Raw genomic sequence first — 25,963 nt, 5'->3', positions numbered from 1 at the left:
GAAAGGTGTGTATCTCATGATCACGACAACCGATTGGCGCAAATCCGCCGTTTATCAAATCTATCCGAAGAGTTTTTATAGTCCGGAGGGCAAAGCGACCGGTACGTTACGTGGCGTGACTGCCAAACTCGATTATCTGGCGGATCTAGGTGTCGATTACCTTTGGTTGACGCCGGTCTATGCCTCACCACAAAACGACAATGGTTATGATGTCAGTGATTATTACGCGATTGATCCATCCTACGGAACAATGGACGATTTCGAGACGTTACTTGCAGAAGCAAAACAACGCGGTCTGTCTGTCATGATGGACATCGTCGTTAATCACTGCTCAACGTCGCATGTCTGGTTTGAAGAAGGACGTCATCCGGATAGTCCCTATCACGACTACTTCATTTGGCGCGATACACCGAACGACTGGATATCAAAATTCGGCGGTCCCGCTTGGTCATTTGATGAGGTAGCTGGTAAGTATTACTTGCACCTGTTCGACAAGACGCAAGCGGATCTGAACTGGGAAAATCCACGTTTACGGGAAGATGTTTACAATATGATGCGCTTTTGGCGGGATAAAGGGGTCAGCGGCTTCCGACTCGATGTCATCAATTTGATTTCAAAGACGCCAGGTCTTCCGAACGATCCAGCAGGAGACGGACGTTCGTATTATACGGACGGACCGAACGTCCATGACTACTTGCAAGAGATGAACGCAGCCGTTTTTGCTGGACACGATCTCATGACGGTCGGCGAGATGTCGTCGACGTCACTTGAACACTGCCTTCGTTATTCATCGCTTGATGAACAAGAACTGAAGATGACGTTCAACTTTCATCATTTGAAGGTCGATTATCCGAACGGTGAAAAATGGACGGCAGCACCATTTGATTTCAAGCAACTGAAACAGATTTTCTCCGACTGGCAATCCGGCATGAACGGACAAGCCTGGAACGCAATCTTTTGGTGCAACCATGACCAGCCACGCGTCGTCAGCCGGTTTGGTGACGACGTCACGTATCGCGTCGAAAGTGCGAAGATGCTCGCGACGACGCTTCATGGTCTACAAGGTACACCGTACATCTATCAAGGAGAAGAGATCGGCATGCCGAATCCGGACTTCACGGATCTGTCCGACTACCGCGATGTCGAGACGTTGAACGCCTATCAGGAAGCTCGGGACAACGGCGTAACGGAAGAAGCGATTCTCGCTGCGATTCGTCAAAAATCGCGTGATAATGCGCGGACACCGATGCCGTGGTCGGATACAAGTAACGGTGGCTTCAGTACAAGCGAGCCGTGGATACCAGTCTCACCGACGTATGAGCACATCAATGTCGAGTCGGCAGTCGCAGACCCAAACTCGGTCTATCATCATTACAAACGATTGATTCAACTCCGCAAACAGTATGACGTGCTGACGGACGGTTCATACCGTCTGTTGACACCAGACGATTCGTCACTCTGGGCGTACGAACGTGCCACAAGCGTGGAAGAGTTGCTTGTCGTTTCGAACTTCTACGGAACAGAGACGACGTTCACGTTACCTCGTGACGGATCGGATTATACGGTGTTGCTTCACAACTACCAGGAGATGCAGACAGAGGGTCAGACTTTGACGTTACGTCCGTATGAATCCCTGATGCTTTATCGTCAAAAGTGATGTATCTCTCGTTTTTCTCTTGATTACCATCTATAATAACGAATGTTTCATCCTCGCTTTCCACAGGCGGGAGGTAAGCCGCGCCCACCCGAATCCACTGCGGTCTGCCGGGTCTTACCTATCCCTGCCGAAAGCACTGTCTGTGCTTTTTTCTCCTGTAGGAGTCGAGGATGCACATTCTTAATTTCTTTCGATCAAATAAAAAGGGAGATCACCATCCGAGTCCATGACCCGGAACGTGATCTCCTTTTCTCATACTTCATCATACGCAAGCTCGTTTTTAGAGCATGTATCCTACGAAACCTTCCGATTCGCTTCTTCTCGTTTCAACTGTTCGCGGAACAGTCGTGTCTCGGCAATGACAACGCCGGACAATCCAATCAAACCGATTAAGTTCGGAATCGCCATCAATCCGTTGAAGACATCGGAAATCGCCCAGACCATGTTCAAGTTCGTCGTCATCGCGCCGGCTCCAGCGACTAAGACGAACAGGATGCGGTACGGTAGGATTGATTTTTGACCAAATAGATAATAAATCGATTTTTCACCATAGTACGACCAGCCAAGAACGGTCGAGTACGCGAACATGACGAGTCCGATCGTAACGATGTATTTTCCTGTTGGTCCAAGGAAAGCCTCGAAGCTCGCTGTCGTCAGTTCAACGCCTTGCAAGTCCGTATCGAGCTGTCCTCCCATGACGAGCGTCAGTCCCGTGATTGAACAGACAACCAATGTATCGAGGAAGACTTGCGTCATCGAGACGAGTGCTTGACGCCCCGGGAAGTCTGTCTTTGCAGCAGCAGCTGCGATCGGTGCTGAACCAAGACCGGCTTCGTTCGAGAAGACACCACGCGCGACACCATAACGAATTGCCGCTCCGATTGCCCCACCTGTGATGGCTTCGCTTGAGAACGTACTACTGAAGATCGTTGAAATCGCACCTGGAATCAGATCATAGTTCATGATGAGAATCAGTAAACCACTTCCGACATAGAAGAAAATCATGAACGGAACGAACAGACTGACGACTTTCCCGATTGACTTGACCCCACCAAGAATGACGACACCCGTCAATACCATCAACGCGATCCCCGTCACGTAAAGTGGCACATCGAACGTCGATTTCATCGCGAGGGCGACCGAGTTCGTCTGGACCCCGTTTCCAATCCCAAACGCAGCGATCGAAGCGAATGCAGCAAACAAGACACCGAGCCATTTCTGCTTCAGTCCACGCTCAAGGTAATACATCGGTCCTCCTGCCATCTGTCCTTTTTCATCGACGACACGATATTTGACGGCAAGGATCGCTTCCGCGTACTTCGTCGCCATCCCGAACAGACCGGACAACCACATCCAGACGATCGCGCCTGGTCCTCCGAGGACGACAGCGGTCGCGACACCGACGATATTCCCCGTACCGACGGTCGCAGCCAGTGCCGTCATCAACGCTTGAAAGTGACTGATGTCACCTTCTGACTTATCGTCCTGATGCTTTGAAAACGCAAGTTTCAGCGCATACGGCAGTTTGGTAATTTGAATGAATCCTAAGCGAATCGTCAAGTAAATCCCCGTACCGACCAACAGAATGAGTAACGGTGGTCCCCATACGATATCGGACACCGCACTAACCCAGTCACTAAATGAATTTCCCATTCGTCTTACCTCCCTTTATGAAATATGTAGTTCCTTACCATTTTTTCAGAATTTACTGATAATTGTCAAACTATTTTTTCATGAAACTATTTTGCGTTTTAATTTTTTCGATAATAAGTAAATTTTTTACTTGTGACGGTATAATCAAGAAAATAAATAGTTCATCTTGCAAAAAAAGGAGCGAGTCAAATGAAGATTAAAACGAAGCTTATCTTATTGTCCTCCATACTTTTGCTTAGCTTGATTGGTGTCGGACTGTACGGCGGATTCTCGCTCGACCGTGTCGACAAAGAGAGTCAGACCATCACGTCCTCCTGGATTCCTGGTCTGAACTTATCTCATGAAACGAATACTGCTCTATCGGATTTACGACGTGTTGAATTATTACACATTCAAGAAAATGATCCAGAAATTAAAGCCGGTTATGATAAGCGTGTCAAAGACGGCTTAGCGACCGTTGACGCGAATCTCGCGAAATACGAGAAAACGATTTATTTAGAAAGCGATCGCGAACTGTTCAATGATCTCACGAAAAAATGGCAAACTTTCAATGAGACGACTGATCGTCTTCTCGCCCTCAGTACGCCGGAAACTCAAAAAGAAGCGGTCACCTATTATGAAGGTGAGAGTCGTGATTCATACTTCGCTGTTTCTGATCAATTAACAAAAATCGTGAAATTTAATAATCAACAAGCCAAAATAAATGGTGATGCCATCACAAGTTCTGCCAATACAGCTCACATCCTTCTCTTCACGATCATCGGTGTCGTCGGATTACTCGGTGTCATCTTCACCGTCTTGATTTTACGCTCGATCTTCGGTCCACTCCGCCAACTGCAGGCGAAAACGCATGAACTGGCAACACAAGGTGGCGATTTGACGGCACAACTCGACGTCGTACGTGATGACGAGATTGGACAAATCGCCCAGTCGATGAATCAATTCATCGCCCATTTACGGACGATCATCGTCCAGGTCGATGATACAGCAACCCATGTCGTGTCGACTTCACGTCACGTCTCCGGTCGAATCAGCGAACTCGATCAGGATATGGCGTCGACTTCCCATACGATTGAAAACTTATCAGCCGGGATGCAGGAGACAGCTGCTTCTGCCGAAGAGATGAACTCGTCTGCCGTCGATATGGAAGCGACGATTCATGATATCGTCTCTAGTGCGGAAGCGAACGGAAAACGGGCACAAGAAGTCGGCGGACGTGCCGAATCGCTTCAAGTCGTCGCAACAGAAGCGAAACAGACCGCGAATCAGATTCTCGCCGAAACGAAAAGTAAACTCGAGGACGCGATGGCTCGCGCGAAAGCTGTCAAAGAAATTTCCGTCTTATCGGACGCCATCCTCTCGATTGCGGCGCAAACGAATCTATTGTCCCTTAACGCTTCAATTGAAGCAGCACGCGCTGGTGAAGTCGGTCGCGGCTTTGCCGTCGTCGCTGATGAGATTCGTAAACTTGCTGAGAGTAGCCGGGATACCGTCGAACAAATCCAAGACGTCTCGATTTCCGTCATCGAGTCCGTTGAACATTTGAATTCCGCTTCCGGTGAGATGCTCTCCTTCATCGATACGAAGGTCGTCAAGGACTATGATTTATTCGAAGACGCCTCCGTTCAGTATCGAAATGACGCACAATTATTCGGTGATGCAGCGGAACACTTCGCCGCTCAAGCCGGTCAACTCCAGGAACTGACAGCGAACATGCTCGGTGTCATCCATGATGTTGCCGTCACCGTCAATGATGGGGCGCAAGGCACACAATCGATGTCAGAACAAATCAATCATTCCGTCCAAGCGTTCCGGGATGTCCATGACCAGACTTCCGTCAGTCAACAGCAGGCGGAGGCACTAAAAGAGGTCTTACGCCAGTTCCAAGTCTAAACGACAAGCCCCTCGTCTTCAGATCAGAAGAGAGGGGCTTGCTTTTTATTATTTATTGTCCTGCACCTGTGAGCGGTTGTGCGTCTTTTGCTTCCGCCGGTAATGTGATCTCGTCGATCTCATTGAATTTCGAGAACGTCGACTCATTCTTCATATTGAACTCAGTCTCTTTTTCAATCGCAAACACCATGTCCATGTCGAGAGACTTCGGATAGAACGTCTTCGCATCGTACGTCATCTTGTAGTTCATCTTCTTATAATCGATGCTATCCATCGCGTCTTTCATCTGTGCCATCTGTCCTGTCTGTTCGAGTGAATCCTTCATGAAGGCTTTCAGATCGTCACCACTCAGCTTAACGTCGATCTGATAGACGTCGCCCTCTTTTTTCGCTGTCCAATTATCTTTGTATTTCTTTAGGAGCTGTAGGTTTTGTTCCGTTGATGCCGATGATTCCATCGCTTCGACCATTTCGCCTAGCTCCGAAACATCTTGAACGATCCATTGTCCGTTTTGTGAGAGATACATTTTATCGTCAACGATATAACTCTCAATCGTCACATCTTTCCCGTCTTCAGGATTTTTCATCGTCATCGTCTGCTTCATCGCGAGCGGCTTTTGAATGATATCAGCTGAAACTTTCTGATCCATCGCCATCTCACCTGCTTTAGAGCTGACCGTTCCTTCCATATGGAACGATTTAATGTCTTCTTGAGCGGCCGTCGCTTTCTTTAATAGCTCTGTGTTCGAGAGTTCCCCTGACTTCGTCGAACCCGATCCGCTACCACTACCTGAATCCGTCTGTCCATCTTGGCATCCGGCAAGTCCAATCGATGCTGCGACAATCCCGGCTGCTACCCACCTTGTTTTCTTCATATTCATTTCCTCCTTTATACGCGTTACCCTGATTTACGAAAAACATTGGAAAATGTTTCAAACTTTCTTTAGTAGACCATTACCGTTCTACTTCAAAACGAACCCTCAAATTTCAAATCTACTATCCTTTTTTTGAAATTTGGTTCAGTATTCGCGAGATTTCTGCAAAAAAAACGGGGCTGACTCAAAAAAAGAATGACGCGTCTTTTCACGCCCTTTCCTCAGGCGAGACACAAGCCAGTATTCCTGCTTCATTCAAGCAGGAAAGCGGGTCTTGTTCGTCTCTGACAGCGCATAAATGCGCTTATTCCTGTAGGAGTGGCGTGTGACGCGTCATTCTTTTTGTTACGAGATAAGGATGGCAGATCATCATTCTGCCACCCTTATCTTTGTAGAGACTGACTTTTGAGTCAGCCCCGTTTCTGATTTGTTAGATCGTGCGTAAAAGATTTGCCATCTCAATCGCAGAAACCGCAGCTTCGTAGCCTTTGTTCCCAGCTTTCGTACCAGCACGTTCGACTGCTTGCTCGATCGAATCCGTCGTCAGGACACCAAAGATGATTGGTACGCCTGTGTCGCGTGATGCGCTCGCGACACCTTTCGCGACTTCGTTACAGACATAGTCATAGTGCGACGTCGCCCCGCGGATGACGGCGCCAAGCGTGATGACTGCGTCATACTTGCCGCTTTTCGCTAATTTTTCCGCGACGAGTGGAATTTCGAATGCTCCCGGAACCCACGCCGTATCGACAGCATCCGCTGCGACACCGTGACGACGGAAAGCGTCATTTGCTCCTCCGACGAGTTTTGAAGTGATCAATTCGTTAAAACGTGCAGCGACGATTGCGACGCGTAGTCCTTCTCCTGTTAAGAAACCTTCGTAGATCATGATGTGTGTCCTCCTTGGATATCGAGCCAGTGCCCGAGTTTCGTTTGTTTTGTTTTCAGATAACGCTGATTTTCAGGTTCAACCGGTACTTGATGGGGTACACGTTCGATGACTTCGATGCCTTCTTGTTCGAGCACCCGTTGTTTGTCCGGATTGTTCGTCATCAAGCGGATCTTCGTCACGCCGAGATCGCGCAACATGTTCGCTGCGACCGTATAATCACGCATGTCCGTCGGATAACCGAGTGCATGGTTCGCTTCGACCGTATCGAGTCCTTGTTCCTGCAACTCGTACGCTTTTAACTTCGCCATCAGACCGATGCCGCGTCCTTCCTGACGTAAATACAAGACGGCTCCACCTTCTCGTTCGATCCGCTCGAGTGCCGCATCGAGTTGCGGTCCACAATCGCACCGCTTCGAACCGAAGACGTCCCCTGTCAGGCATTCCGAGTGTAGACGGACGAGCATCCCGTCGTGTGCTTCGCCGGATAAGACAGCGACATGTTCTTTCTTATCTTGTGTCGTATAGCCAATCATCCGAAAGGCTCCGAACGTCGTCGGAAGTAACACTTCCGCCTCCCGCGTCAATGGACGCTCGAGATACGCGACGAGTGCTTCGATCGTAATCAGCTTCAAATCATGTTCTTCCTTGTAGAGAAGTAAATCATCGACCCGTGCCATCGTGCCATCTTCCTTAATGATTTCACAGATGACGGCGATCTCATCGCTACCGGCAAGACGGGCAAGATCGACACCCGCTTCCGTATGTCCGCGTCGTTCCCGGACACCACCCTCTTTTGCGATCAATGGGAAGATATGACCCGGTCGTTTGAAACGTTCCGGTCCATCCGTCAGCATTCGCTGAATCGTTAGCGACCGTTCCTCTGCACTGATACCGGTCTTCGCCTCTTCATGATCGATGCTGAGTGTGAATGCCGTTCCATGCGGATCCGTATTATTCGCTGTCATCGGAGCAAGTTCGAGTCGCTGTGCGATCCGCGGACTGACTGGTACACAGACGAGTCCTTTTCCGTATGTGATCATGAAGTTGATGTTTTCTGGTGTCGCGTGTTCTGCGAGCATGACGAGATCGCCTTCATTCTCACGATCCTCGTCATCACAGACGATGATCGGTCGTCCTTTTTTCAAATCTTCTATTGCGTCTTCAATCAAGTCGAATCCGTTCATTACATGTCGCCTCCTAAGAATGCTGCCCAGTCCGTCTGCTTCTCATGCCGCGTGAAATGATAGAGATGTTTCGCCATCATGTCACACTCGATATTGACGACTGCACCGCTTGCCAATCGATCAAACGTCGTCACTTGACGGGAGTGCGGAATCAATGAAATCGAGATCGTTTCCGGCGTGACGCGTTGCAACGTCAGGCTCGTACCGTTGATTGCGATCGAGCCTTTCGGAATACAATACTTTTGCCACGATCCGACATCAAACGTATAGACCATCGCTTCTCCATCCGGTCGCCGACTGATCAGCCGCGCTGTTCCGTCGATATGTCCACTGACGAAATGGCCGCCGAAGCGACCGTCTGCCGGCATCGCCCGTTCGAGTTGCAATGGGCTTCCGACGCGGTACGTGCCGAGTGCCGTCGACCGGATCGTGTCATGGACGGCATCTGCCGTGAAACCGGTCGGACTCATCGACGTGACCGTCAAACAAATCCCATCGACGGCGATGCTATCTCCGATCTTCGTTCCTTCGAGTACCCGATGCGCCTCAATTTCAAGCGCTAACCCGTTTGGTCGCGGGATCTTTCGTTTTAAGGTTCCGACTTCTTCAATCAATCCGGTGAACATGTCGTCTCCTCCTTTCGGATGTACGTCAGATGGAGATCCGGTCCGACCGTTTCAATCTGGTCGATTTGAAACCGATCTTCGATATCGTGCTGACTGTTCCACGCATTGCCTTCAAAAATCGATGGGGCTTGATAGACTTCAAGCCGATCAACGAGATCTGCCTCAAGAAAAGCAGCTTGAATCGTTGGTCCACCTTCAATCAAGACACTGCGGATGTCTTGTTCGTATAAGCGTTTCAAAATCGCTTCCGGCGTCTCATATTCACCTACGAGCACCGTCACTTGATCGTGACTAACACGCGGTACACTCGTTAGCCAATAGGTTGGATTTTTACCATCGCGGAAGACTTGTGCCGTCTCCGGAACCCGCCCCCGGCGATCAACGATTACTCGAATCGGCTCGATGCCTGACGATGCGCGTAACGTCAGTGCCGGATCATCGACGAGCACCGTCTCACTGCCGACGAGGATTGCATCGTGGCGTCCACGCAGGGCACGACCGTTCGCGCGTGCTTCTTCTGACGTGATCCAGCGCTGTTCACCTGTCGCCGCGATCCCGTTCATCGTCTGAGCGATTTTGACGGTCACGGTCGGGCGTTTTCGTTCGATCGTCTTCCAGAATGCCGTGTAGAGGGCTTCTGCCTCATGCCGTAACAAGCCGACCTCGACTTCGACTCCCGCGTCCTGTAGCCGTTTGATTCCGGAACCAGCGACGATCGCATGTTTGTCTTCCGTTGCGACGAAGACTCGTTTGATTCCTGCTTGGAGAATCGCTTCCGTACACGGTGGTGTCTTGCCGTGATGGTTGCATGGCTCGAGCGTCACATAGAGATCAGCACCACGGGCGGCTTCCCCTGCCATCCGTAAGGCTTCGACTTCTGCGTGCGGACCACCGGCAAACCGGTGCGCACCAAAACCGATGATGCGTCCTTGTTTGACGATGACACAGCCGACACTTGGATTCGGACTTGTTTGTCCGTGTAACATTTGTGCTAATTGCATGGCATAACTCATCATCTGTGACATCGCGTTCACTCCTTTCAAATGAAAAAGACGCCCCTTGAAAAAGGGGCGTCTGTATAGAAGGGTTCACGAAATACACGGTTCGCTCCCTGCATTTTTTCATGCAGAAAGAGACCATCTCCTGAAAACATTTTTTCAGAAAACGGCTTGAATCGTGTCGTTTCGTTCTTCTCCCATCCGGACTTTACCGTCGGCCCTGGAATCTCACCAAGTCAGCCATGATGCGTACATCACAGGTCGCGGGCTCGTCGATCAATCGATCGCATCACCGCCGGTTGGGATTTTCACCCTACCCCGAAGAACTGGATTATTGAGTTATACAATTTTAGACTAGCATATCTTTTTCAAGAAAACAAAGCGCAAATGCTTCTGTCTTGTCTCTTTTTTGATGTCGCTCCAGTTCTGTCACCCATCCCCAATTCGTGATCGACTGCATCTCAAAAACGACCGGAGCACTTGATAGCAGTGCATCCAGTCGTCGTTTTCCGCTTATAAATATCCGTTCTTCCGATCGTGGAATTCTTGAGCGATCGCCCCGCGCGTTCGTTCATCAGCGAGGACGCGAAGCGCTGTCCGAGCGAGGATTTTCGCCCCCGTGATCAATGCTTCATCTCCAGCTTCTGAACGAGCCGCTTCTTTAAATGCTTCCGTATGCGCGACGAGATCGTCCGGACCAATCTTGATATACGGATGGATCGTCGGAATAACTTGACTGATGTTACCGGCATCCGTCGAACCAAGACCCGGTCGTTCATCTAAGTGGACCTTTTCACCAAGCGCCTCTGCTTCTTCTTGGAACAGACGGTCGAACGTCCGGTTGAAGACGAGATTATCGACTTCATTTTGGAAGGCGATGACGTCAAGTGTCGCCCCAGTCGCGAGTGCCGCGCCTTGGGCGACGGCTTTGACTTTTTCCGTGACGGCATTCAATCGTTCTCGTGTCGTCGTCCGGATGAAGAAACGTGCTTTTGCGTATTCCGGGATGATGTTCGGCGCATCGCCTCCATGCGTGATGATTCCGTGAATCCGGACATCGTCCGGTAATTGCTGACGTAAAGCATTGATTCCGTTAAAGAGTTGGATGACCGCGTCGAGGGCATTGATGCCTTCTTCCGGTGACGCCGCTGCGTGTGCCGGACGACCCGTAAAGGCAAAGTCGAGTGGATCGACCGCAAGGGAAGAACCCGTAATCCGTGTTTGACCCGACGGATGAACCATTAAGGCTGCATCGATTCCTTCGAGTAACTGATGTTTGACGAAACTGCCTTTCGCACTACCGTTCGGTCCCCCTTCCTCGGCCGGTGTTCCAAGGACAACGACACTCCCGCCGACTTCATCGAGCACTTTACTGAGTGCGATCGCTGCCGCGACACTCGTCGTGCCGATGATGTTATGTCCGCACGCGTGACCAATGCCTGGTAACGCATCATATTCAGCCAGAAAGGCAATCGTCGCGCCTGGTCGGTCGCTCGACTTCTTCGCGAAGAATGCGGTCTCGTGTCCCGCGACGCCGAGTTCTACCGTAAAACCTTCCGCCGTTAGACGTTCCGCATGGAGCCGCGAAGCAAAGAATTCCTCGTTCCCGATTTCCGGCGTTGCATGAATCCGGTGACTTGTCTCAAGATGCGATTCCCGTTTTTGTTCGATGTCTTGTTCAATCGTCTCTACCCATGTCGTGCGTACTGGTGTCGTCATACTGTCCACTCTCCTTTTAAATTTATTCGCCGATATCGCTCAGTGGAACGAACGTCGGGATCGTACTGCCTTTATATTCTTTTTTGATGAAGGCCGCGACATCTTTTTGTTGATACAGCGACGCGATTTTTTTCAGTTCTTTTTTGTTCTTATCTTCCGTCCGTGTCGCGATGATGTTGATGTATGGTTTGGCTGTCTCGTTCTCATGAACGATCGAGTCCTTGATCGGGTTGAAGCCAGCGTCAACGGCAATGCCATTGTTGATGATTGATGCCGCGACGTCCGGTAAGACGCGTGGCGTTTGCCCGGCGACGATCGGAACGATTTTCAGCTTCTTCGGATTCTCGACGATCTTATCGACCGAGCCGTTGCCATCGAAGTCGTCCGGTAGCTTGATCAGACTCGCTTCTTGCAGTAATAAGAGGGCGCGCCCCATGTTCGTCGCTTCGTTCGGAACGGCGATTTTCCCGCCATTTGGAATGTCTTTGACGTCCTTGTATTTATCCGAGTAGATCCCCATCGGTGCGATGACGGTCGTCGCGATCGGTGATAGCTTCAACTTGTGTTCCTTCTTGAAGGCGTTGAAGTAGGAAATCGTCTGGAAGGCATTGGCGTCGATCTCGCCCTCAGCCAGTGCCATGTTCGGCTGGACATAATCGGAGAACTTGACGAGCTCGATTTTGATGCCTTCCTTCTCTGCTTTTTTCGCGACATAATCCCAAACTTGTGTGTCTGAACCGCTGACACCGAGCTTGATCGTCTTTTCGTCTTCTCCTGATGCTGCGCACCCGGCAAATAAAATCGTCGTGAGTGTTGCTCCAATTGCTACTGCTTTTTTCATGACTGAATCGCTCCCTTGATTAATGTCTTCTGATTTTTCGTGCGACGATGTTGCCTGTCGTCTGTAAGCCTTGGACTAAAATGACGAGAATCCCGACCGTGATGATCATGACTTTCGTATCGAATCGTTGATAACCATAAGTAATTGCTAAGTCACCCAAACCGCCACCACCGATGGCACCTGCCATCGCTGACGCCCCAATCAAGCCGACCGTCGCGATCGTTAAGTTCAGGATGAGTGAACCAAGTGCCTCCGGCAGAAGGAAGCGGAAAATCGTTTGAAACGGTGTTGCGCCCATCGCTTCTGCTGCTTCAAGAACGCCTTTATCGACTTCGAGTAACGAACTCTCAATCAAACGTGCCATGTACGGTGCGGCGTAAAAGACGAGCGGGACGATGGCGGCTTCTGTTCCGATCGATGTCTGAACGATCAAGCGCGTCAAGGGGATGATTGCGACGAGTAAGATGATGAACGGAATCGAGCGGAAAATATTGACGATACTGTTGAAGAACGTGAACAGTGGAACATTTTCAAGCAATGCGCCTTTTCGCGTGACAACAAGCAGGATCCCGAGTGGTAAACCGATCAAGGTCGAGAATAAGAGTGAGACGGATACCATCGTCATCGTCTGCAAAAATGCTGTCCAGATATCACTGTAATTAACTAGCATGGGCAAGTACCTCCTCGACCGTCACCTGTGCCTGATCGATGTAGTGTAACGCTCGTTTCACTTCAGCCGGCTCACCGATCAGTTCAACGAGCAGAGTGCCAAACGGTGTCTCCTGCAACTCTGTGATGCTCCCGTGCAAGATATTGACATCGACGTCAAAGCGTTTTGCGACTTGCGATAAGAGTGGTTGACCGGTATGGTGTCCGAGAAAATGAATCTTATAAATTGGATGTGCACTCCGCGACTCGATCAACTGACGAATCGATGCTGGAATCTCGTCATGCATGACAGAGCGGACGAAGTTTTTCGCTGTCTCAGTCTGCGGATTTGAAAAGACGTCAAAGACCGTTCCTGACTCGATCAGTTTCCCAGCTTCAATGACAGCGACGCGGTCGCAAATCTCCCGGATGACGCCCATCTCGTGGGTGATCAAGAGAATCGTGATCCCGTACTCGGCATTAATCCGTTTTAATAACTGGAGAATATGATGCGTCGTCTGGGGATCGAGCGCTGACGTCGCTTCGTCACATAAGAGGACGGAAGGTTGCGTCGCGAGTGCCCGGGCGATACCAACGCGCTGTTTCTGTCCACCCGACAATTGATCCGGATAATGATCCGCCTTATCCGCGAGATCAACGAATTCGAGCAACTCCGTCACCCGGCGGCGAATCTCATCTTTCTTGACGCCTGCGAGAACGAGTGGCTTCGCAACGTTCGTAAAGACCGTGTTCGCATTCAATAGATTGAAGTGCTGAAAGATCATGCCGATCCGTTGTTTTGCTTGGCGCAATTTTTTCGGAGACAGTTGCGTTAAATCTTCCCCATCGACCGTCACCGTTCCTGACGTCGGTCGTTCCAACAGATTGACGCAGCGGAGCAGTGAACTTTTTCCGGCACCGCTAAAGCCGATGACACCAAAGATTTCGCCTTTTTCGATTGTCAGGTCGACACCGTCGAGCGCTGCGATCGTCTGATCTTTCGTGACGTACGTTTTTTTGACTTGATGAAATGCAATCATTCCGTTTTCCCCCTTCATTCAACAAAAAAGGTCTCTTCTTGAGAAACAAGAAGAGACCTGGATCCGCACAGTGGCAGAATCCACTCCACTCATCTCTCAGACATCTGTCTGATGGAATTGGCACAGTGCTCATAATGAGTCTGTTGCCGAGGTTTCGTAGGGCCAGTCCCTCCACCTCTCTGGATAAGTATTGCGGTATGAAATTCGTATGTGTGTTGTTGCGTTGTTGCTTATGTCGTAAAACTAATTTTTACATTACGGGTCGAAACTTTAAAAGTCAACCAACTTTGCAAAAATAATCCATTTGGCGCATATCGATGGATAAACAAGTTACGAATTAGCTTAATGAACGGATCATGATTCGTCAAGAACGATTTGACAAGTCATTTTCGAACGTGCTACCATCGTTTCAATGATTATTCCGACAATTCCAATATGATATTTATCAAGAGTGAACGAGAGACCTGGCTCTATGACTTCACGGCAACCTGCAATCTGTAAGGTGCTCCGACCAGCAAAGCGCGGCTTTGGATGATACGGTGAAAAACTCGTGGGCGTCCAAGCAGTGACGTCGACGAGTTTTTTTCATGAATGGAGGAAAAATAGTAATGATGAACTATCCTGTATTGACTGGTGCTGAAGCGTTTTATTTTCAAGGTGGACCGATCGGCATTCTAATCTGTCATGGGTTTAATGCCACTCCGCAAAGTGTCCGAGACGTCGGTGAGGCATTCGCTGCTGAAGGTTTTACCGTCTATGCCCCGCGCTTACGTGGACATGGAACGAACGTCCGCGAGTTTGAACAATCGACTGCTCGATGTTGGAAGCAAAGCCTGCAAGACGGCTATGAACGTTTACAAGAAACATGCGATCAAGTCTTCGTCATCGGTCAATCGATGGGGGCGACGCTTGCACTGTCACTCGCCGCTGACGGCATTCCGTTCGCCGGCATCATTACGATCAATGCCGCTCTTTCCGTTCCATCCTATGAAGCACTATCGTTCGACGACGGTCCAGAGTATTTACCGGAAGGGGCACCGGACATCAAGCGGTCTGCTTTCGAAATCATTTATGACCTCGTTCCAAGCCGTTGTGCGTTCGAACTCGTTCGTCTGATGGATGAGACGAAAGGACGTCTTGGATCGATCCTTCTACCGACCTTGATTCTTTACTCGGCGACGGATCACGTCGTTCCGCCATCGAGCTCAGATTATCTGCATCAACATATCGGGACGAATGATAAACGCAGCTACTGTTTACTGAACTCGTATCACGTCGCGACACTCGATCATGATCAGGATTTGATCGTTCGTGAGACGATCCGCTTCATCGAACGCTCAAGCCGGTTCTCACAGGAAACGGGATAATAAAAAAAAACAGCTATTCACTTAGAAGCGAATAGCTGCTACATCAAAGGACGACCGCGATCGGTTCGTCTTTTTTTAATTTTCTTGGTGCTGCACCGACTGGAGCGGCTTCGGTTTTCCAGGCACCTCATGGCAATGGCGGCATCGTGGCTCATACGATTCTGAAGCGCCTACTAGGATGATCGGATCATCGTAGTTCGCTGGTTTTCCATCAATCAACCGTTGTGTCCGGGAAGCCGGATCCCCACACGAAAGACAGATGGCCTGTAGCTTCGTTACGAATTCTGCGCGCGCCAGTAATTCCGGCATCTTGCCGAATGGCTCTGCCCGGAAATCTTGATCAAGACCTGCACAAATGACGCGTTTTCCGTCTTGTGCGAGTGCTTCGATGACTTGTACGATCTCATCATCAAAGAATTGAACTTCATCGATTCCGACGATTTGTGTTTCTTCTGCTACTGCTGCGTAGAGATCGCGACTCGTCGCCATCGGAATCGCCACGACGGAATTGCCGATATGAGAGACGACATGCTCTTCATGGTACCGGTCGTCGATTGCCGGCTTGAATACTTGAATGGGCAGTTTGCCGTACTGCGCCCGTCTGACACGACGAATCAACTCTTCCGATTTCCCGGAAAACATACTGCCACAAATTACTTCGATCCAGCCGTACTGATTTATTACATGCATCATCGTCCGACACCGTCCTCTAAAAATAGTCACTTTAACGAGTATAGCCCGAAACGGTATCGAGAAAAAGGGTTGACTTCCGGAAATCAAAATTCATTTTTTCTTTACCTAGAATTTTTGTCCTTTCATTCCAACCGTCCCCTATTTCCTGTACACTGAAGAAGAAGACTCTCACGAAAGAAGGTGTCCCCGATTCATCATCTCTTACATGACATCCTGCACCAATATGGTGCCCTTGGTCTCTCCGTCCTTCTCGCAGGTGGTATCGTGGGATTGCCGGTTCCTGATGAGACCCTGCTCGTCCTGTCCGGTTTTTGGATGCATCAAGGCAATCTACCACTCGTCGGTACGATTCTCGCCGCTTACGCCGGCAGTTGTATCGGGATGACGATCAGCTATTTACTCGGATTAAAACTCGGTATGCCACTACTACACCGCGTCGGACCGAAAATGCGTATCTCAGAAAAACATATTCTTTCCGCTGAAGCCGGATTTCGTCGTTACGGAAAATCGGTCCTAATCATCGGTTACTACATACCTGGTCTCCGCCAACTCTCTGCCTTTTTTGCAGGTGTCTCGAAAATGCCGTTTCGCGTGTTTGCGAGTTATGCGTATACAGGTGCGTTGATTTGGATCAGCGTTTTCTTAGGCGCCGGCTACTTCGTCGGTCGTCATCTCTCGTTCCACAAAGTCGTGGACTATATCTTGGCACATCCGGAAGTCATGCCGTATTTAATCGGGATTGCCGGTGGAATCGCCTTCTCCTTCGTCTTGAAGACGTATCTCGCGTATCGTTCACAATTCAGTCTATACAAAAACAGCCTGCTTCCATAATGGAGGCAGGCTGTTTTTTTAAGAACCGACAAGTGATTACTTGCGGCCGTATTTTTTGTTGAAGCGATCGACACGACCATCTGCCGCGTTGAACTTTTGACGACCTGTGTAGAATGGGTGCGAGTCTGAAGACACATCCACACGGATGAGTGGGTACTCGTTACCATCTTCCCAAGTGATCGTTTCGTTCGAAGAACGAGTAGAACCGCTTAAGAATTTGTACTCAGTCGTTGAATCCATAAATACTACTTTGTTGTAGTTAGGGTGAATTCCTTGTTTCATGGTTGATTTCTCTCCTTCCGCCCTGGTTCATTTGCTGAGCCAGAGTAAGTTACCTTCCTATACTAAACGATTTTTTTGCGCGTCGCAATAGTTATTTTTCCGTCGTCGTTTCCTTCTTGACGGTACGCGGTTTTGCCGGTGCGCGTCGGACCGCCTTCTTCTTTTCCTTCTCGAGTTCGACGAAAAATTCCTCATTATTTTTCGTATCACGAATCTTACGCAAGAACGTATCAACGAATTCGTTCGACTCATTCATCGTCCGGCGAATCGTCCAAAGCGCATCGAGTTGCTCTTTCGGAAGCAAGAGTTCTTCCTTCCGTGTACCCGACTTCCGAATGTCGATCGCTGGGAAGATCCGACGCTCTGACAGCTTACGATCAAGATGCAACTCCATGTTACCCGTCCCTTTGAATTCCTCATAGATGACGTCATCCATGCGTGATCCTGTCTCAACGAGTGCTGTCGCAAGAATCGTTAAACTACCACCGTGTTCGATGTTTCGCGCTGCCCCAAAGAACCGTTTCGGCTTATGGAACGCAGCCGGGTCAATTCCCCCTGAGAGCGTCCGACCGCTTTGCGGTACCGTTAAGTTATAGGCCCGTGTCAGACGTGTGATCGAATCCATCAAGATGACGACATCCTTCTTATGTTCGACGAGTCGCATCGCCCGCTCGAGGACAAGCTCAGAAATCCGGACGTGGTTGTCTGGTGTTTCGTCAAACGTCGAGCTGACAACATCTGCTCCCGGAACCGAGCGCTCAATATCTGTTACTTCCTCAGGACGCTCATCAATCAAGAGAATGATCAATTCGACTTCCGGATGATTCTCCTGAATCGAGTTTGCGATTTCTTTGAGGAGTGATGTCTTCCCTGCTTTTGGAGGTGCGACGATCAAACCACGTTGACCAAACCCAACCGGTGCAATCATATCCATGACACGCACAGATAGATGGCGTGGTTCTGTCTCAAGTCGCATTAGACGATCCGGATAGATTGGTGTCAGTGCCGGGAAGAATAACCGGTTACGGGCAGTATCCGGTGCTTCACCGTTGACGGCTTCCACACTCAGTAATCCTTGGAATCGTTCGTTTTCCTTCGGTGGACGGACTTTACCTGTGACGACATCACCATTACGTAGATTAAAGCGTCGGATTTGAGATGCTGCGATATAAATATCTTCAGAGGATTGGGAATAATTGATAGGACGAAGGAAGCCAAAGCCACCATCGTTTTGCATTTGTGGGTTGCCAGGGATGACTTCGAGTACCCCTTCGAGGAAATAAAGACCAGTCGATTCAGCCTGTGCTTTTAGAATCTTGAACATCAACTCGCGTTTACGGGCTTCCCGGTATTGTGGGACATTCTTCGTCTTTGCGATTTCATAGAGTTCTTTTAATGTTAGTTGGCTCAATTGAGCCAGTGTATAGGAACGTTCTGGTTTATCTTTTTTATCAGTTGTTGGCATGTTCTTCACCTATTCTTTATAAATTCAACTGCATTCAGCATACTTCCATACATACATCAGGAGGTATGTAATTTTATTCGTGAACTAAAGGTATCATATTTTTTTGAATTCGTCGTTAACAATCCTCTGCGTTTCTTACTTTGTAATATTCAAGGATATTATTTCAGTTATGTTACAAAAGCATCTGTTTTGTCTTCTAACTGAAAAAACGTTTTCAAGTGTGCTCGTGCTAAGATATTCCTGCAGACAAAATTCTTACACAGTTGTAAGGTAGACTGCTTAATCACACACTTAATGATTTCATCATATAACTTACGGACGCAACACACTACATTTAAACGGAGGAATTCTTAACATGAAACGTTTTCTAGCATCGATCGCGACGGCAGCCTTAGTGGTTTCAGGTTTTACATCAGTGGGTACAGGTAAAGTTGAAGCAGCGACAGTCACAAAAGTCAAGATCACGGACAACGGTCTTCGTGTTCGGACAGCACCTTCTACGAAAGCAAGCATCGTCGGGAAAGTCAACGCTGGTCAAGTCTTTACATACAAAGGCAAATCAGGCAGCTGGACAAAAATCTCATACGGCGGTAAAACACGCTATGTCTACTCACAGTACACAAAGACATACAAATCATCTTCTAGCGCTAAAAAATCAACAAGCTCTTCTTCTAAACGGACGAAAATCCTGAACGAAGCAGCAAAACATAAAGGTACACCTTATGTATGGGGCGGAACAACGACTCGTGGATTCGACTGCTCTGGTTTCACAAGCTACGTGTACAAGAAAGCGGCTGGTAAAACATTGCCACGTACGTCTTCTTCACAATATTCTTCTTCTAAGAAAGTCAGCGTTTCAAAAGTACAACCAGGAGATCTTGTCTTCTTCTCACACGGTAGCGGCATTCAGCACGTTGGGATCGCAACAAGCAAGTCAAGCATGGTCAACTCAGAAACAGGTGGCGTTAAATACTCAAGCTTCAAATCAGGGTACTGGGGTTCACGCCTTGTCGGCGCAGGATCTTACCTTTAATTCATCATCTCAAAGCGGTTGAGCATTGGCTCGATCGCTTTTTTTCATCTCATTCATAAGGAGGAAACAAGATGCATGTCTTAATCACAGGTGCTTCAAGAGGTCTTGGTCGTGAATTCGCTTATCTGCATGCACGACAAGGGGATCACGTCCTGCTCGTCGGACGCGATGCGACAGCACTCTTCGAGACGAAGTTCCATGTCGAGCGACTCGGGGGAACGGCAACCGTCTTTCCGTATGACTTAACGAAGCGGACGCATCGTCTGGCACTGTTTCGGGCAACGGAACAGATTCCGGTCGACTGCGTCATCAACAATGCTGGAATCGGCGTCTTTGGTTCCTTCCTTGAGACCTCGTTTGAAGACGAGTCTCGAATGATTGCTTTAAACATCGAAGCATTGACACATGTGACGAAGGTCTATGCCTCACGGATGAAAGAACACGGAATCAAAGGACGTATCGTCCATCTTGCGTCAACGGCTGCATTTGAAGGCGGACCATGGCTGAGTGTCTATTACGCAACGAAAGCCTATGTCCTTCATTTCTCGGAAGGCTTGACGGAAGAGCTCGCACCAGACGGGATTCAAGTGAGCGTCGTCTGTCCGGGTGCGACCCATACCGGATTTGAATCGGCAGCAAATCTTGAACAGTCACGCTTGTTCTTGCGGCCAGGCGTCATGGATGCTCCGACAGTTGCGTGCATCGCCCACCGCGGCTATATGAAAGGGAAAACGTTCATCGTGCCTGGCTTCGGCAATGCCTGGTACATCTTTTCGACGCGTTTTCTACCGCGTCGGTACGTCACCCGACAAGCAGGAGAAGTCCAGCGTCCGCGGTGATAGTTATAATGTTCATTATTTCAATATCTATGACGTTCATCCTCAACTCCTACAGGAAAAGGAAACGGGTTCAACGTTTTCGTCAGGGTAAGGTAAGACCCGGCATTCCGCACAAGTTGCGGGATGTCGCGGCTTACCTCCCGCCTGAGGAAAGTGAGGATATGAACGTTATCAGTTTTAAACATCATCAAAAAAGAGTTGGCATTCCGGAAATCATCCGCAACGCCAACTCTTTTTATATGGATTCAGACGTCCTGTTTGAGGAGTCGTCCTGTTTTACTTAATGACAAGCTTCGGTTTCTTCTTGAACGAGTGGATACCCTCGACAAAACGAACCGTTCCTGATTTCGCACGCATGACGACAGAGTGCGTCTGACCACCTTGCGCCGTGAATTGAACACCCTTCATCAATTCGCTGTCCGTGACGCCTGTTGCAGCAAAGATACAGTCGTCTCCTGCAACGAGATCATCCATCATAAGGATCTTCGACGGATCTTCGATGCCCATCTTCTTACAACGCTCGATCTCAGCCTCGTCTGCTGGTAACAAGCGTCCTTGGAGTTCACCACCGAGACATTTCAAGGCAACGGCAGCAAGAACGCCTTCCGGTGCTCCACCTGAACCGAGCAAGATATCAATCCCGGTATGCGGGAACGCCGTGTTAATCGCACCAGCAACGTCACCGTCACCGATCAAGCGAATCCGTGCCCCTGTTGCCCGAATTCGTTGAATGATTTCTTCGTGACGTTCCCGATCCAGGATCGAGACGACGACGTCTTCGATTTCTTTGTTCTTCGCCTTCGCGACGGCTGCGATGTTTTCTTCGATCGTCGCATCCAGACTGATATGGCCTGCCGCTTCCGGACCAACTGCGATCTTATCCATGTACATGTCCGGTGCATGGAGTAAATCTCCTGCATCCGCGACCGCGAGGACAGCAAGTGCGCCCCATGTTCCTTTTGCGACGATGTTCGTTCCTTCAAGCGGATCGACAGCGACGTCGAGTCGTGGTCCATACCCATTTCCTAGCTTTTCTCCAATGTAAAGCATCGGTGCTTCATCCATCTCGCCTTCCCCGATGACGACGGTTCCTTTCATCGGAATCGTATCGAAGACGTCACGCATAGCGCTTGTTGCCGCATCATCCGCTTCGTTCTTCAATCCTTTTCCCATCCAACGCGCAGAGGCAAGCGCTGCTGCCTCCGTGACGCGTACAAGTTCCATTGATAGACTTCTCTCCATGTGTATGTCCCCTCTCCATTGTTACAAATCGGTCAAATCGTTTCACGCCATACGAGGGCGCCCAGTTCCTTCAACTTCTGATCAAATCGTTCGTAACTCTGGTCAAGCACTTCTGCGTGGTGCAACGTCGTCTCCCCTGAAGCGAGAAGTCCCGCCAAGACAAGTGCTGCGCCCCCGCGTGGGTCCGGTGCCTCGATTTCCGTACCGAGTAAGGTTTCTCCACCACGAATGATGATTGAGGCGTCTTCATGCGTGATTCGAGCATTCAAGCGTCGTAACTCCTGCACATGCCGGAAACGTTGCGGGTACAACTTATCGACGACGATACTCGCTCCCTTCGCTTGCAACAACGCTGCCGAGATGACAGGTTGTAAGTCGCTCGGGAATCCACCGTAGTGGAAGACACGAATATCGACCGGCTTCGCCTCCTGAAACGTCGCCGTGACGGAATCATCCGTTGCTTCAATCAACGCACCGTACCGCTCAAGTTTTTGGATGACGCTCTCGAGATGAAGCGGAATGACGTTATCGACGGTGACGCGTCCAAGTGCCGCTCCCATCGTCAAGAACGTTCCTGCCTCCATGCGGTCTGGAATCAAGGTATGCCGGCAACCACTTAGTTGCGATACGCCCTTGATTCGAATCTCGTCCGTTCCTGCCCCTTTGACGCTTGCCCCCATGTTCGTCAACATCGTACTGACGTCGATGACTTCCGGGTCATAGGCAGCGTTTTCGATGACAGTCGTTCCTTCCGCAAAAACAGCGACGAGTAACGCACTGATCGTCGCTCCGAAAGACGGGAGATCGAGGTAAATCCGGTTGCCGACGAGACGATCGACGCGCATGTAATGGACGCCTTGCTCGTTACGTACAGAAACACCGAGACGCTCTAGTGCTTTGATGTGTAAATCGATCGGTCGTGGTCCGATGGCATAACCTCCAGGCAGACCGACGACTCCTTGTTTGAATCTGGCTGCCAGAACGCTCATGAGGTAGATCGATCCGCGTAACTTGCGCGTCTCCGCACCAGTCAACGGCATCGATTCGACCCGACTTGGATCAATCGTCACCATATCGCCTTGACGTGTCACGACCGCGCCGAGCGTCTCCAAAATCTCGATCATCGTCGCGACGTCGCCAATCTCCGGCACGCCTTCCAGAACGACCGTCTGATCCGTCAGGAGGGCTGCAGCAAGACACGGGATGGCGCTTTGCTTCGAACCACTGATTGATACGGTTCCTTCTAGGCGTTGTTGCCCTACGATATGCAAAATGTCCACGTTCCATCAACCTTTCTCTTCGCTACGATTATTGCTGCGTTTTTTCCCAGTCGGCGAGGAACTTTTCAATTCCTTGCGTCGTGAGTGGGTGGTGTGTGAGTGACTCGATGACCGAGAATGGAATCGTCGCGATGTCTGCGCCCGCAAGAGCAGCGTTCGTGACGTGAACCGGATTCCGGACCGATGCTGCGATGATTTGTGTCGGAATATCATGTACGACGAAAATTTGAGCAATCGTCTCGACGAGCCCCATTCCATCTTGTCCGATATCATCTAGACGACCGAGGAATGGTGATACGTATGTCGCACCAGCACGGGCTGCGAGTAATGCTTGGTTCGGGTTGAAGATCAATGTGACGTTCGTCGTGATCTTCTCTTTTGAAAGTGCTGCGACCGCCTCGAGTCCGGCCGGAGTCATTGGAACCTTAACCGTAATGTTCGGTGCGATCTGGGCAAGTTCCTTCCCTTCACGAATCATTCCTTCTGCATCAAGCGCGATGACTTCAGCGCTGACAGAGACGTCCCCGACGATTTCACAAATTTCACGAAGTCGTGTATGGAAATCGACGCCTTCCTTAGCGACGAGCGACGGATTCGTCGTGACACCATCTAAAATCCCCATTTTATGTGCTTTCTTGATGTCCTCTACGTTTGCTGTGTCAATAAAAAATCTCATCTTTCTCGTTCCCCTTTCATCCCTTGAAATCGCTTACGACTCTATTATAGGTTTTTTTCACGAGAAGTCCTACTGTTTTCCATTGAATACGCGTTCACATGATATGAAAAAAGCACGGTAGACCGAAGTCTACCGCACTTTAAAGAGGAGTCGATTAAGCTTTGTTGCTTGAACCGAACTCACGCATCTTACCGATGACAGTTTGTTTGATTGCTTCACGACCTGGTGCGATGAATACGCGTGGGTCATATGCTTCTGGTTTCTCAGCTAACACTTCACGAACGACTTTCGCGAATGAGATTTGGTTCTCTGTGTTAACGTTGATTTTTGAAGTTCCGAGTGAGATCGCTTTTTCGATATCGTGTGTCGGAATTCCAGTTCCACCGTGAAGAACGAGTGGGAGGTTTGTAGCGTCACGGATTTCTTCCATTTCTTTGAATCCGAGGTTTGGTTCACCTTTGTATGGTCCGTGAACAGAACCGAGTGCAGGAGCAAGCGTGTCGATTCCAGTTTCTTTGACGATGCGTACACACTCGTCAAGTTTCGCGTACATGACATCACCGATGACGTCGTCTTCTTGTCCGCCAACTGTACCAACTTCCGCTTCTACTGAAACGCCTTTAGCGTGAGCGTATTCAACAACTGCTTTAGTTGTTTCGATGTTTGTGTCGATCGGGCTGTGCGAATCATCGATCATGACAGATGTAAATCCAGCGTCGATCGCTTCTTTACATTTCTCAACGCTCGAACCGTGGTCGAGGTGGATTGCAACTGGAACTGTGATTTTCATGTCGTGTACGAGACCTTCAACCATTTTCACGACAGTGTAGAATCCGCCCATGTGGCGTGCTGCACCTTCAGATACTCCAAGGATGACTGGTGACTGCTCTTCTTGAGCCGCACCGAGAATCGCTTGTGTCCACTCGAGGTTGTTGATGTTGAATTGACCTACTGCATACTTACCTTCGAGAGCTTTGTTTAACATGTCTGTCATAGATACTAATGGCATAATGACATCCTCCTCTGTTTTGATCGCTGCTTACACGAACTCGTGCAATTTCAGACTGATTATAACATACTGATTCATCGGAACGTACAGCATTTCGCTCGGTTTTTTGGTTTGTGACGGCGACGTGAAAGATTAACCGCTTACATCGTGAGAAATTTGCACAGTCACTTCTTTTTTTAATTCAAAGATGTCAAATGGCTTCCCGAAGAAGGCGACGACCCCTAATCGTTTCGCTTCTTCCATCGCTTCTTTTTCACCGAGTGCCGTCATTAAAATCGTCCGGACACGTCGTCCGGACACGTCGTCCGATCCGGTCCTGATGACGCAATACCTCGATCCCGGTCCTCCCCGGCATGTTGACATCCATCAACAATAGATCGTATGCCGTTTCCTGTAAGTAGACGATCGCTTCCTCTCCATCGACGGCGACGTCCGTTTCGTACCCTTCTGCCCGGAACAATTGTGCAAGCAAATTCCGGATTCCCGGCTCATCCTCGACGATCAACAATCTGCCTTTCATCTCTGCCACTCCCCCTCTAGTTATTTCCATTCTACACTAAAGCAAAACTTGCTTTATACTGTCCTTGAGAGAAACATAGAAAGGATGAAGAAAAATGATGAAAATCTTAGCTACACAATTCAACGGAAAATTGCAAACGCTCGCAAAACAGGAAGACGAACTATTTGATGTCGTCCGTCTGCTCGCACAAGCGCTCGTCGGAGAAGGCACGGTCTACGTCGACGCCTACGGCGAATGTGAAGGACTCTATCCGATGCTCTCAGAAGGACCAGACCAGATGAAACGCGTTACGAAGATCAAGGATCGAAAGACCTTGCACGCTGTCGATCGTGTCTTGATCTTCACGCCGGATACGGAACGCTCGGATTTCCTCGCTTCTCTTGCCCGTTACGACGCATGGCATACGCCTTATGCGATCGTCACACTCAGTGACGTGACGGAAACGCTCGAGCGTTCGATTGCTCCGCTCGCATTGAAGTTCAATAAAGGATTGCTTCCCGCAGAAGACGGTTCACGCCACGGACTGCCGAGTCTTGCCCTTTGTGCGTTCCTCTTGACGCATATCTTAACGCAACTCCAAGAGATGACGGAAGAGTGGGATTGACGTTTTTCTTCTATAATATAAAGCTCACTGGATACGTGTCCGCGTCTGACTAAGCTTACGAGCTTTATTGAATCAAAGCGAAACCGTTCATGACCGG

The 25,963-nt window shown here is 49.5% G+C and carries 26 protein-coding genes and 3 riboswitches; of the genes, 7 read left to right on the top strand and 19 right to left on the bottom strand.

What is annotated here, in order from left to right; genetic code table 11:
* Positions 1-16 precede the first annotated feature (16 nt).
* Entirely contained in the window at positions 17-1,657 is a 1,641-nt protein-coding gene (treC, locus tag ITJ88_RS00460) for an alpha,alpha-phosphotrehalase (RefSeq protein WP_195864348.1), read from the top strand.
* Between the two features lie 294 nt (positions 1,658-1,951).
* Here the strand turns inward: treC and ITJ88_RS00455 are convergent, their stop codons facing one another.
* Positions 1,952-3,310 carry an alanine/glycine:cation symporter family protein gene (locus ITJ88_RS00455; protein WP_064299230.1) on the bottom strand — a complete coding sequence of 453 codons (1,359 nt, stop codon included), beginning with the start codon at positions 3,308-3,310 and terminating at the stop codon, positions 1,952-1,954.
* 189 nt (positions 3,311-3,499) lie between these two features.
* On the opposite strand from ITJ88_RS00455, the gene ITJ88_RS00450 reads away from it, so the two are divergent.
* The gene (locus ITJ88_RS00450; RefSeq protein ID WP_195864347.1) at positions 3,500-5,203 is read left to right on the top strand and encodes a methyl-accepting chemotaxis protein; all 1,704 of its coding nucleotides are present in this window, start codon (positions 3,500-3,502) and stop codon (positions 5,201-5,203) included.
* Between the two features lie 52 nt (positions 5,204-5,255).
* Here the strand turns inward: ITJ88_RS00450 and ITJ88_RS00445 are convergent, their stop codons facing one another.
* From ITJ88_RS00445 to ITJ88_RS00405, 9 genes are all read right to left on the bottom strand, one after another.
* Positions 5,256-6,077: a DUF6612 family protein gene (locus tag ITJ88_RS00445; protein ID WP_064299228.1), complete on the bottom strand. Its 822-nt coding sequence runs from the start codon at positions 6,075-6,077 to the stop codon at positions 5,256-5,258.
* Between the two features lie 430 nt (positions 6,078-6,507).
* Entirely contained in the window at positions 6,508-6,966 is a 459-nt protein-coding gene (gene ribH, locus ITJ88_RS00440) for a 6,7-dimethyl-8-ribityllumazine synthase (RefSeq protein WP_035395821.1), read from the bottom strand.
* Positions 6,963-8,153 (bottom strand): GTP cyclohydrolase II, encoded by a 1,191-nt coding sequence (gene ribA / locus ITJ88_RS00435; RefSeq protein ID WP_195864346.1) that lies wholly within the window; start codon positions 8,151-8,153, stop codon positions 6,963-6,965. Before ribA ends, ribH begins: the two co-directional genes overlap by 4 nt.
* Positions 8,153-8,779, bottom strand: a complete 627-nt coding sequence (gene ribE, locus ITJ88_RS00430) for a riboflavin synthase (RefSeq protein WP_195864345.1) — start codon at positions 8,777-8,779, stop codon at positions 8,153-8,155. The genes ribA and ribE overlap by 1 nt, the downstream gene beginning before the upstream one ends.
* Complete coding sequence (gene ribD / locus ITJ88_RS00425; protein WP_195864344.1) at positions 8,764-9,804, bottom strand: bifunctional diaminohydroxyphosphoribosylaminopyrimidine deaminase/5-amino-6-(5-phosphoribosylamino)uracil reductase RibD; 1,041 nt, start codon at positions 9,802-9,804, stop codon at positions 8,764-8,766. Before ribD ends, ribE begins: the two co-directional genes overlap by 16 nt.
* Positions 9,805-9,962: 158 nt before the next feature.
* Positions 9,963-10,107, bottom strand: a riboswitch (FMN riboswitch).
* A 183-nt stretch (positions 10,108-10,290) separates the two neighbouring features.
* Positions 10,291-11,496 (bottom strand): M20 family metallopeptidase, encoded by a 1,206-nt coding sequence (locus tag ITJ88_RS00420; protein WP_195864343.1) that lies wholly within the window; start codon positions 11,494-11,496, stop codon positions 10,291-10,293.
* Positions 11,497-11,518: 22 nt separating this feature from the next.
* A complete protein-coding gene (locus tag ITJ88_RS00415) occupies positions 11,519-12,337 on the bottom strand; it encodes a MetQ/NlpA family ABC transporter substrate-binding protein (RefSeq protein WP_195864342.1) in 819 nt (272 codons plus the stop codon).
* 19 nt (positions 12,338-12,356) lie between these two features.
* A complete protein-coding gene (locus ITJ88_RS00410; RefSeq protein ID WP_023469541.1) occupies positions 12,357-13,007 on the bottom strand; it encodes a methionine ABC transporter permease in 651 nt (216 codons plus the stop codon).
* Positions 12,997-14,025, bottom strand: coding sequence for a methionine ABC transporter ATP-binding protein (locus ITJ88_RS00405; RefSeq protein ID WP_195864341.1), 1,029 nt, complete (start codon positions 14,023-14,025; stop codon positions 12,997-12,999). The genes ITJ88_RS00410 and ITJ88_RS00405 overlap by 11 nt, the downstream gene beginning before the upstream one ends.
* Before the next feature lie 86 nt (positions 14,026-14,111).
* Positions 14,112-14,215: riboswitch (SAM riboswitch) on the bottom strand.
* A 249-nt stretch (positions 14,216-14,464) separates the two neighbouring features.
* A riboswitch (SAM riboswitch) is annotated at positions 14,465-14,566 on the top strand.
* Positions 14,567-14,633: 67 nt separating this feature from the next.
* Here ITJ88_RS00405 and ITJ88_RS00400 point away from each other — a divergent pair.
* Complete coding sequence (locus ITJ88_RS00400; RefSeq protein ID WP_230088485.1) at positions 14,634-15,392, top strand: alpha/beta hydrolase; 759 nt, start codon at positions 14,634-14,636, stop codon at positions 15,390-15,392.
* Positions 15,393-15,467: 75 nt separating this feature from the next.
* Here the strand turns inward: ITJ88_RS00400 and ITJ88_RS00395 are convergent, their stop codons facing one another.
* Positions 15,468-16,082, bottom strand: a complete 615-nt coding sequence (locus tag ITJ88_RS00395) for a thymidine kinase (protein ID WP_195865489.1) — start codon at positions 16,080-16,082, stop codon at positions 15,468-15,470.
* 183 nt (positions 16,083-16,265) lie between these two features.
* On the opposite strand from ITJ88_RS00395, the gene ITJ88_RS00390 reads away from it, so the two are divergent.
* A complete protein-coding gene (locus ITJ88_RS00390; RefSeq protein ID WP_195864340.1) occupies positions 16,266-16,916 on the top strand; it encodes a DedA family protein in 651 nt (216 codons plus the stop codon).
* A gap of 36 nt (positions 16,917-16,952) precedes the next feature.
* Here the strand turns inward: ITJ88_RS00390 and ITJ88_RS00385 are convergent, their stop codons facing one another.
* Entirely contained in the window at positions 16,953-17,198 is a 246-nt protein-coding gene (locus ITJ88_RS00385) for a type B 50S ribosomal protein L31 (protein ID WP_023469546.1), read from the bottom strand.
* Positions 17,199-17,289: 91 nt separating this feature from the next.
* Positions 17,290-18,663 carry a transcription termination factor Rho gene (rho, locus tag ITJ88_RS00380; RefSeq protein ID WP_195864339.1) on the bottom strand — a complete coding sequence of 458 codons (1,374 nt, stop codon included), beginning with the start codon at positions 18,661-18,663 and terminating at the stop codon, positions 17,290-17,292.
* A gap of 355 nt (positions 18,664-19,018) precedes the next feature.
* On the opposite strand from rho, the gene ITJ88_RS00375 reads away from it, so the two are divergent.
* Together ITJ88_RS00375 and ITJ88_RS00370 are read left to right on the top strand one after the other, a co-directional pair.
* Complete coding sequence (locus ITJ88_RS00375) at positions 19,019-19,696, top strand: C40 family peptidase (RefSeq protein ID WP_058704154.1); 678 nt, start codon at positions 19,019-19,021, stop codon at positions 19,694-19,696.
* 71 nt (positions 19,697-19,767) lie between these two features.
* Complete coding sequence (locus tag ITJ88_RS00370) at positions 19,768-20,535, top strand: SDR family NAD(P)-dependent oxidoreductase (RefSeq protein WP_195864338.1); 768 nt, start codon at positions 19,768-19,770, stop codon at positions 20,533-20,535.
* A gap of 276 nt (positions 20,536-20,811) precedes the next feature.
* On the opposite strand, the gene glpX is transcribed toward ITJ88_RS00370, so the two are convergent.
* From glpX to ITJ88_RS00345, 6 genes are all read right to left on the bottom strand, one after another.
* Positions 20,812-21,777: a class II fructose-bisphosphatase gene (gene glpX / locus ITJ88_RS00365; RefSeq protein ID WP_064299220.1), complete on the bottom strand. Its 966-nt coding sequence runs from the start codon at positions 21,775-21,777 to the stop codon at positions 20,812-20,814.
* A 32-nt stretch (positions 21,778-21,809) separates the two neighbouring features.
* Positions 21,810-23,057, bottom strand: a complete 1,248-nt coding sequence (murA, locus tag ITJ88_RS00360; RefSeq protein ID WP_047394432.1) for a UDP-N-acetylglucosamine 1-carboxyvinyltransferase — start codon at positions 23,055-23,057, stop codon at positions 21,810-21,812.
* 28 nt (positions 23,058-23,085) lie between these two features.
* Entirely contained in the window at positions 23,086-23,733 is a 648-nt protein-coding gene (fsa, locus tag ITJ88_RS00355; protein ID WP_023469552.1) for a fructose-6-phosphate aldolase, read from the bottom strand.
* A 154-nt stretch (positions 23,734-23,887) separates the two neighbouring features.
* Complete coding sequence (gene fba, locus ITJ88_RS00350) at positions 23,888-24,742, bottom strand: class II fructose-1,6-bisphosphate aldolase (protein ID WP_058704156.1); 855 nt, start codon at positions 24,740-24,742, stop codon at positions 23,888-23,890.
* Positions 24,743-24,874: 132 nt separating this feature from the next.
* Entirely contained in the window at positions 24,875-25,012 is a 138-nt protein-coding gene (locus ITJ88_RS16210) for a response regulator (protein ID WP_230088484.1), read from the bottom strand.
* Entirely contained in the window at positions 24,996-25,262 is a 267-nt protein-coding gene (locus ITJ88_RS00345; RefSeq protein ID WP_230088483.1) for a response regulator, read from the bottom strand. Before ITJ88_RS00345 ends, ITJ88_RS16210 begins: the two co-directional genes overlap by 17 nt.
* A 97-nt stretch (positions 25,263-25,359) precedes the next feature.
* Here ITJ88_RS00345 and ITJ88_RS00340 point away from each other — a divergent pair, with 97 nt between their 5' ends.
* Positions 25,360-25,866, top strand: a complete 507-nt coding sequence (locus tag ITJ88_RS00340) for a DUF2529 family protein (RefSeq protein WP_230088482.1) — start codon at positions 25,360-25,362, stop codon at positions 25,864-25,866.
* Positions 25,867-25,963: the final 97 nt, after the last annotated feature.

This window comes from Exiguobacterium abrahamii, from assembly GCF_015645365.1.
Classification (GTDB): domain Bacteria; phylum Bacillota; class Bacilli; order Exiguobacteriales; family Exiguobacteriaceae; genus Exiguobacterium_A; species Exiguobacterium_A abrahamii.
This window is presented reverse-complemented; position numbering and strand designations above follow the sequence as displayed.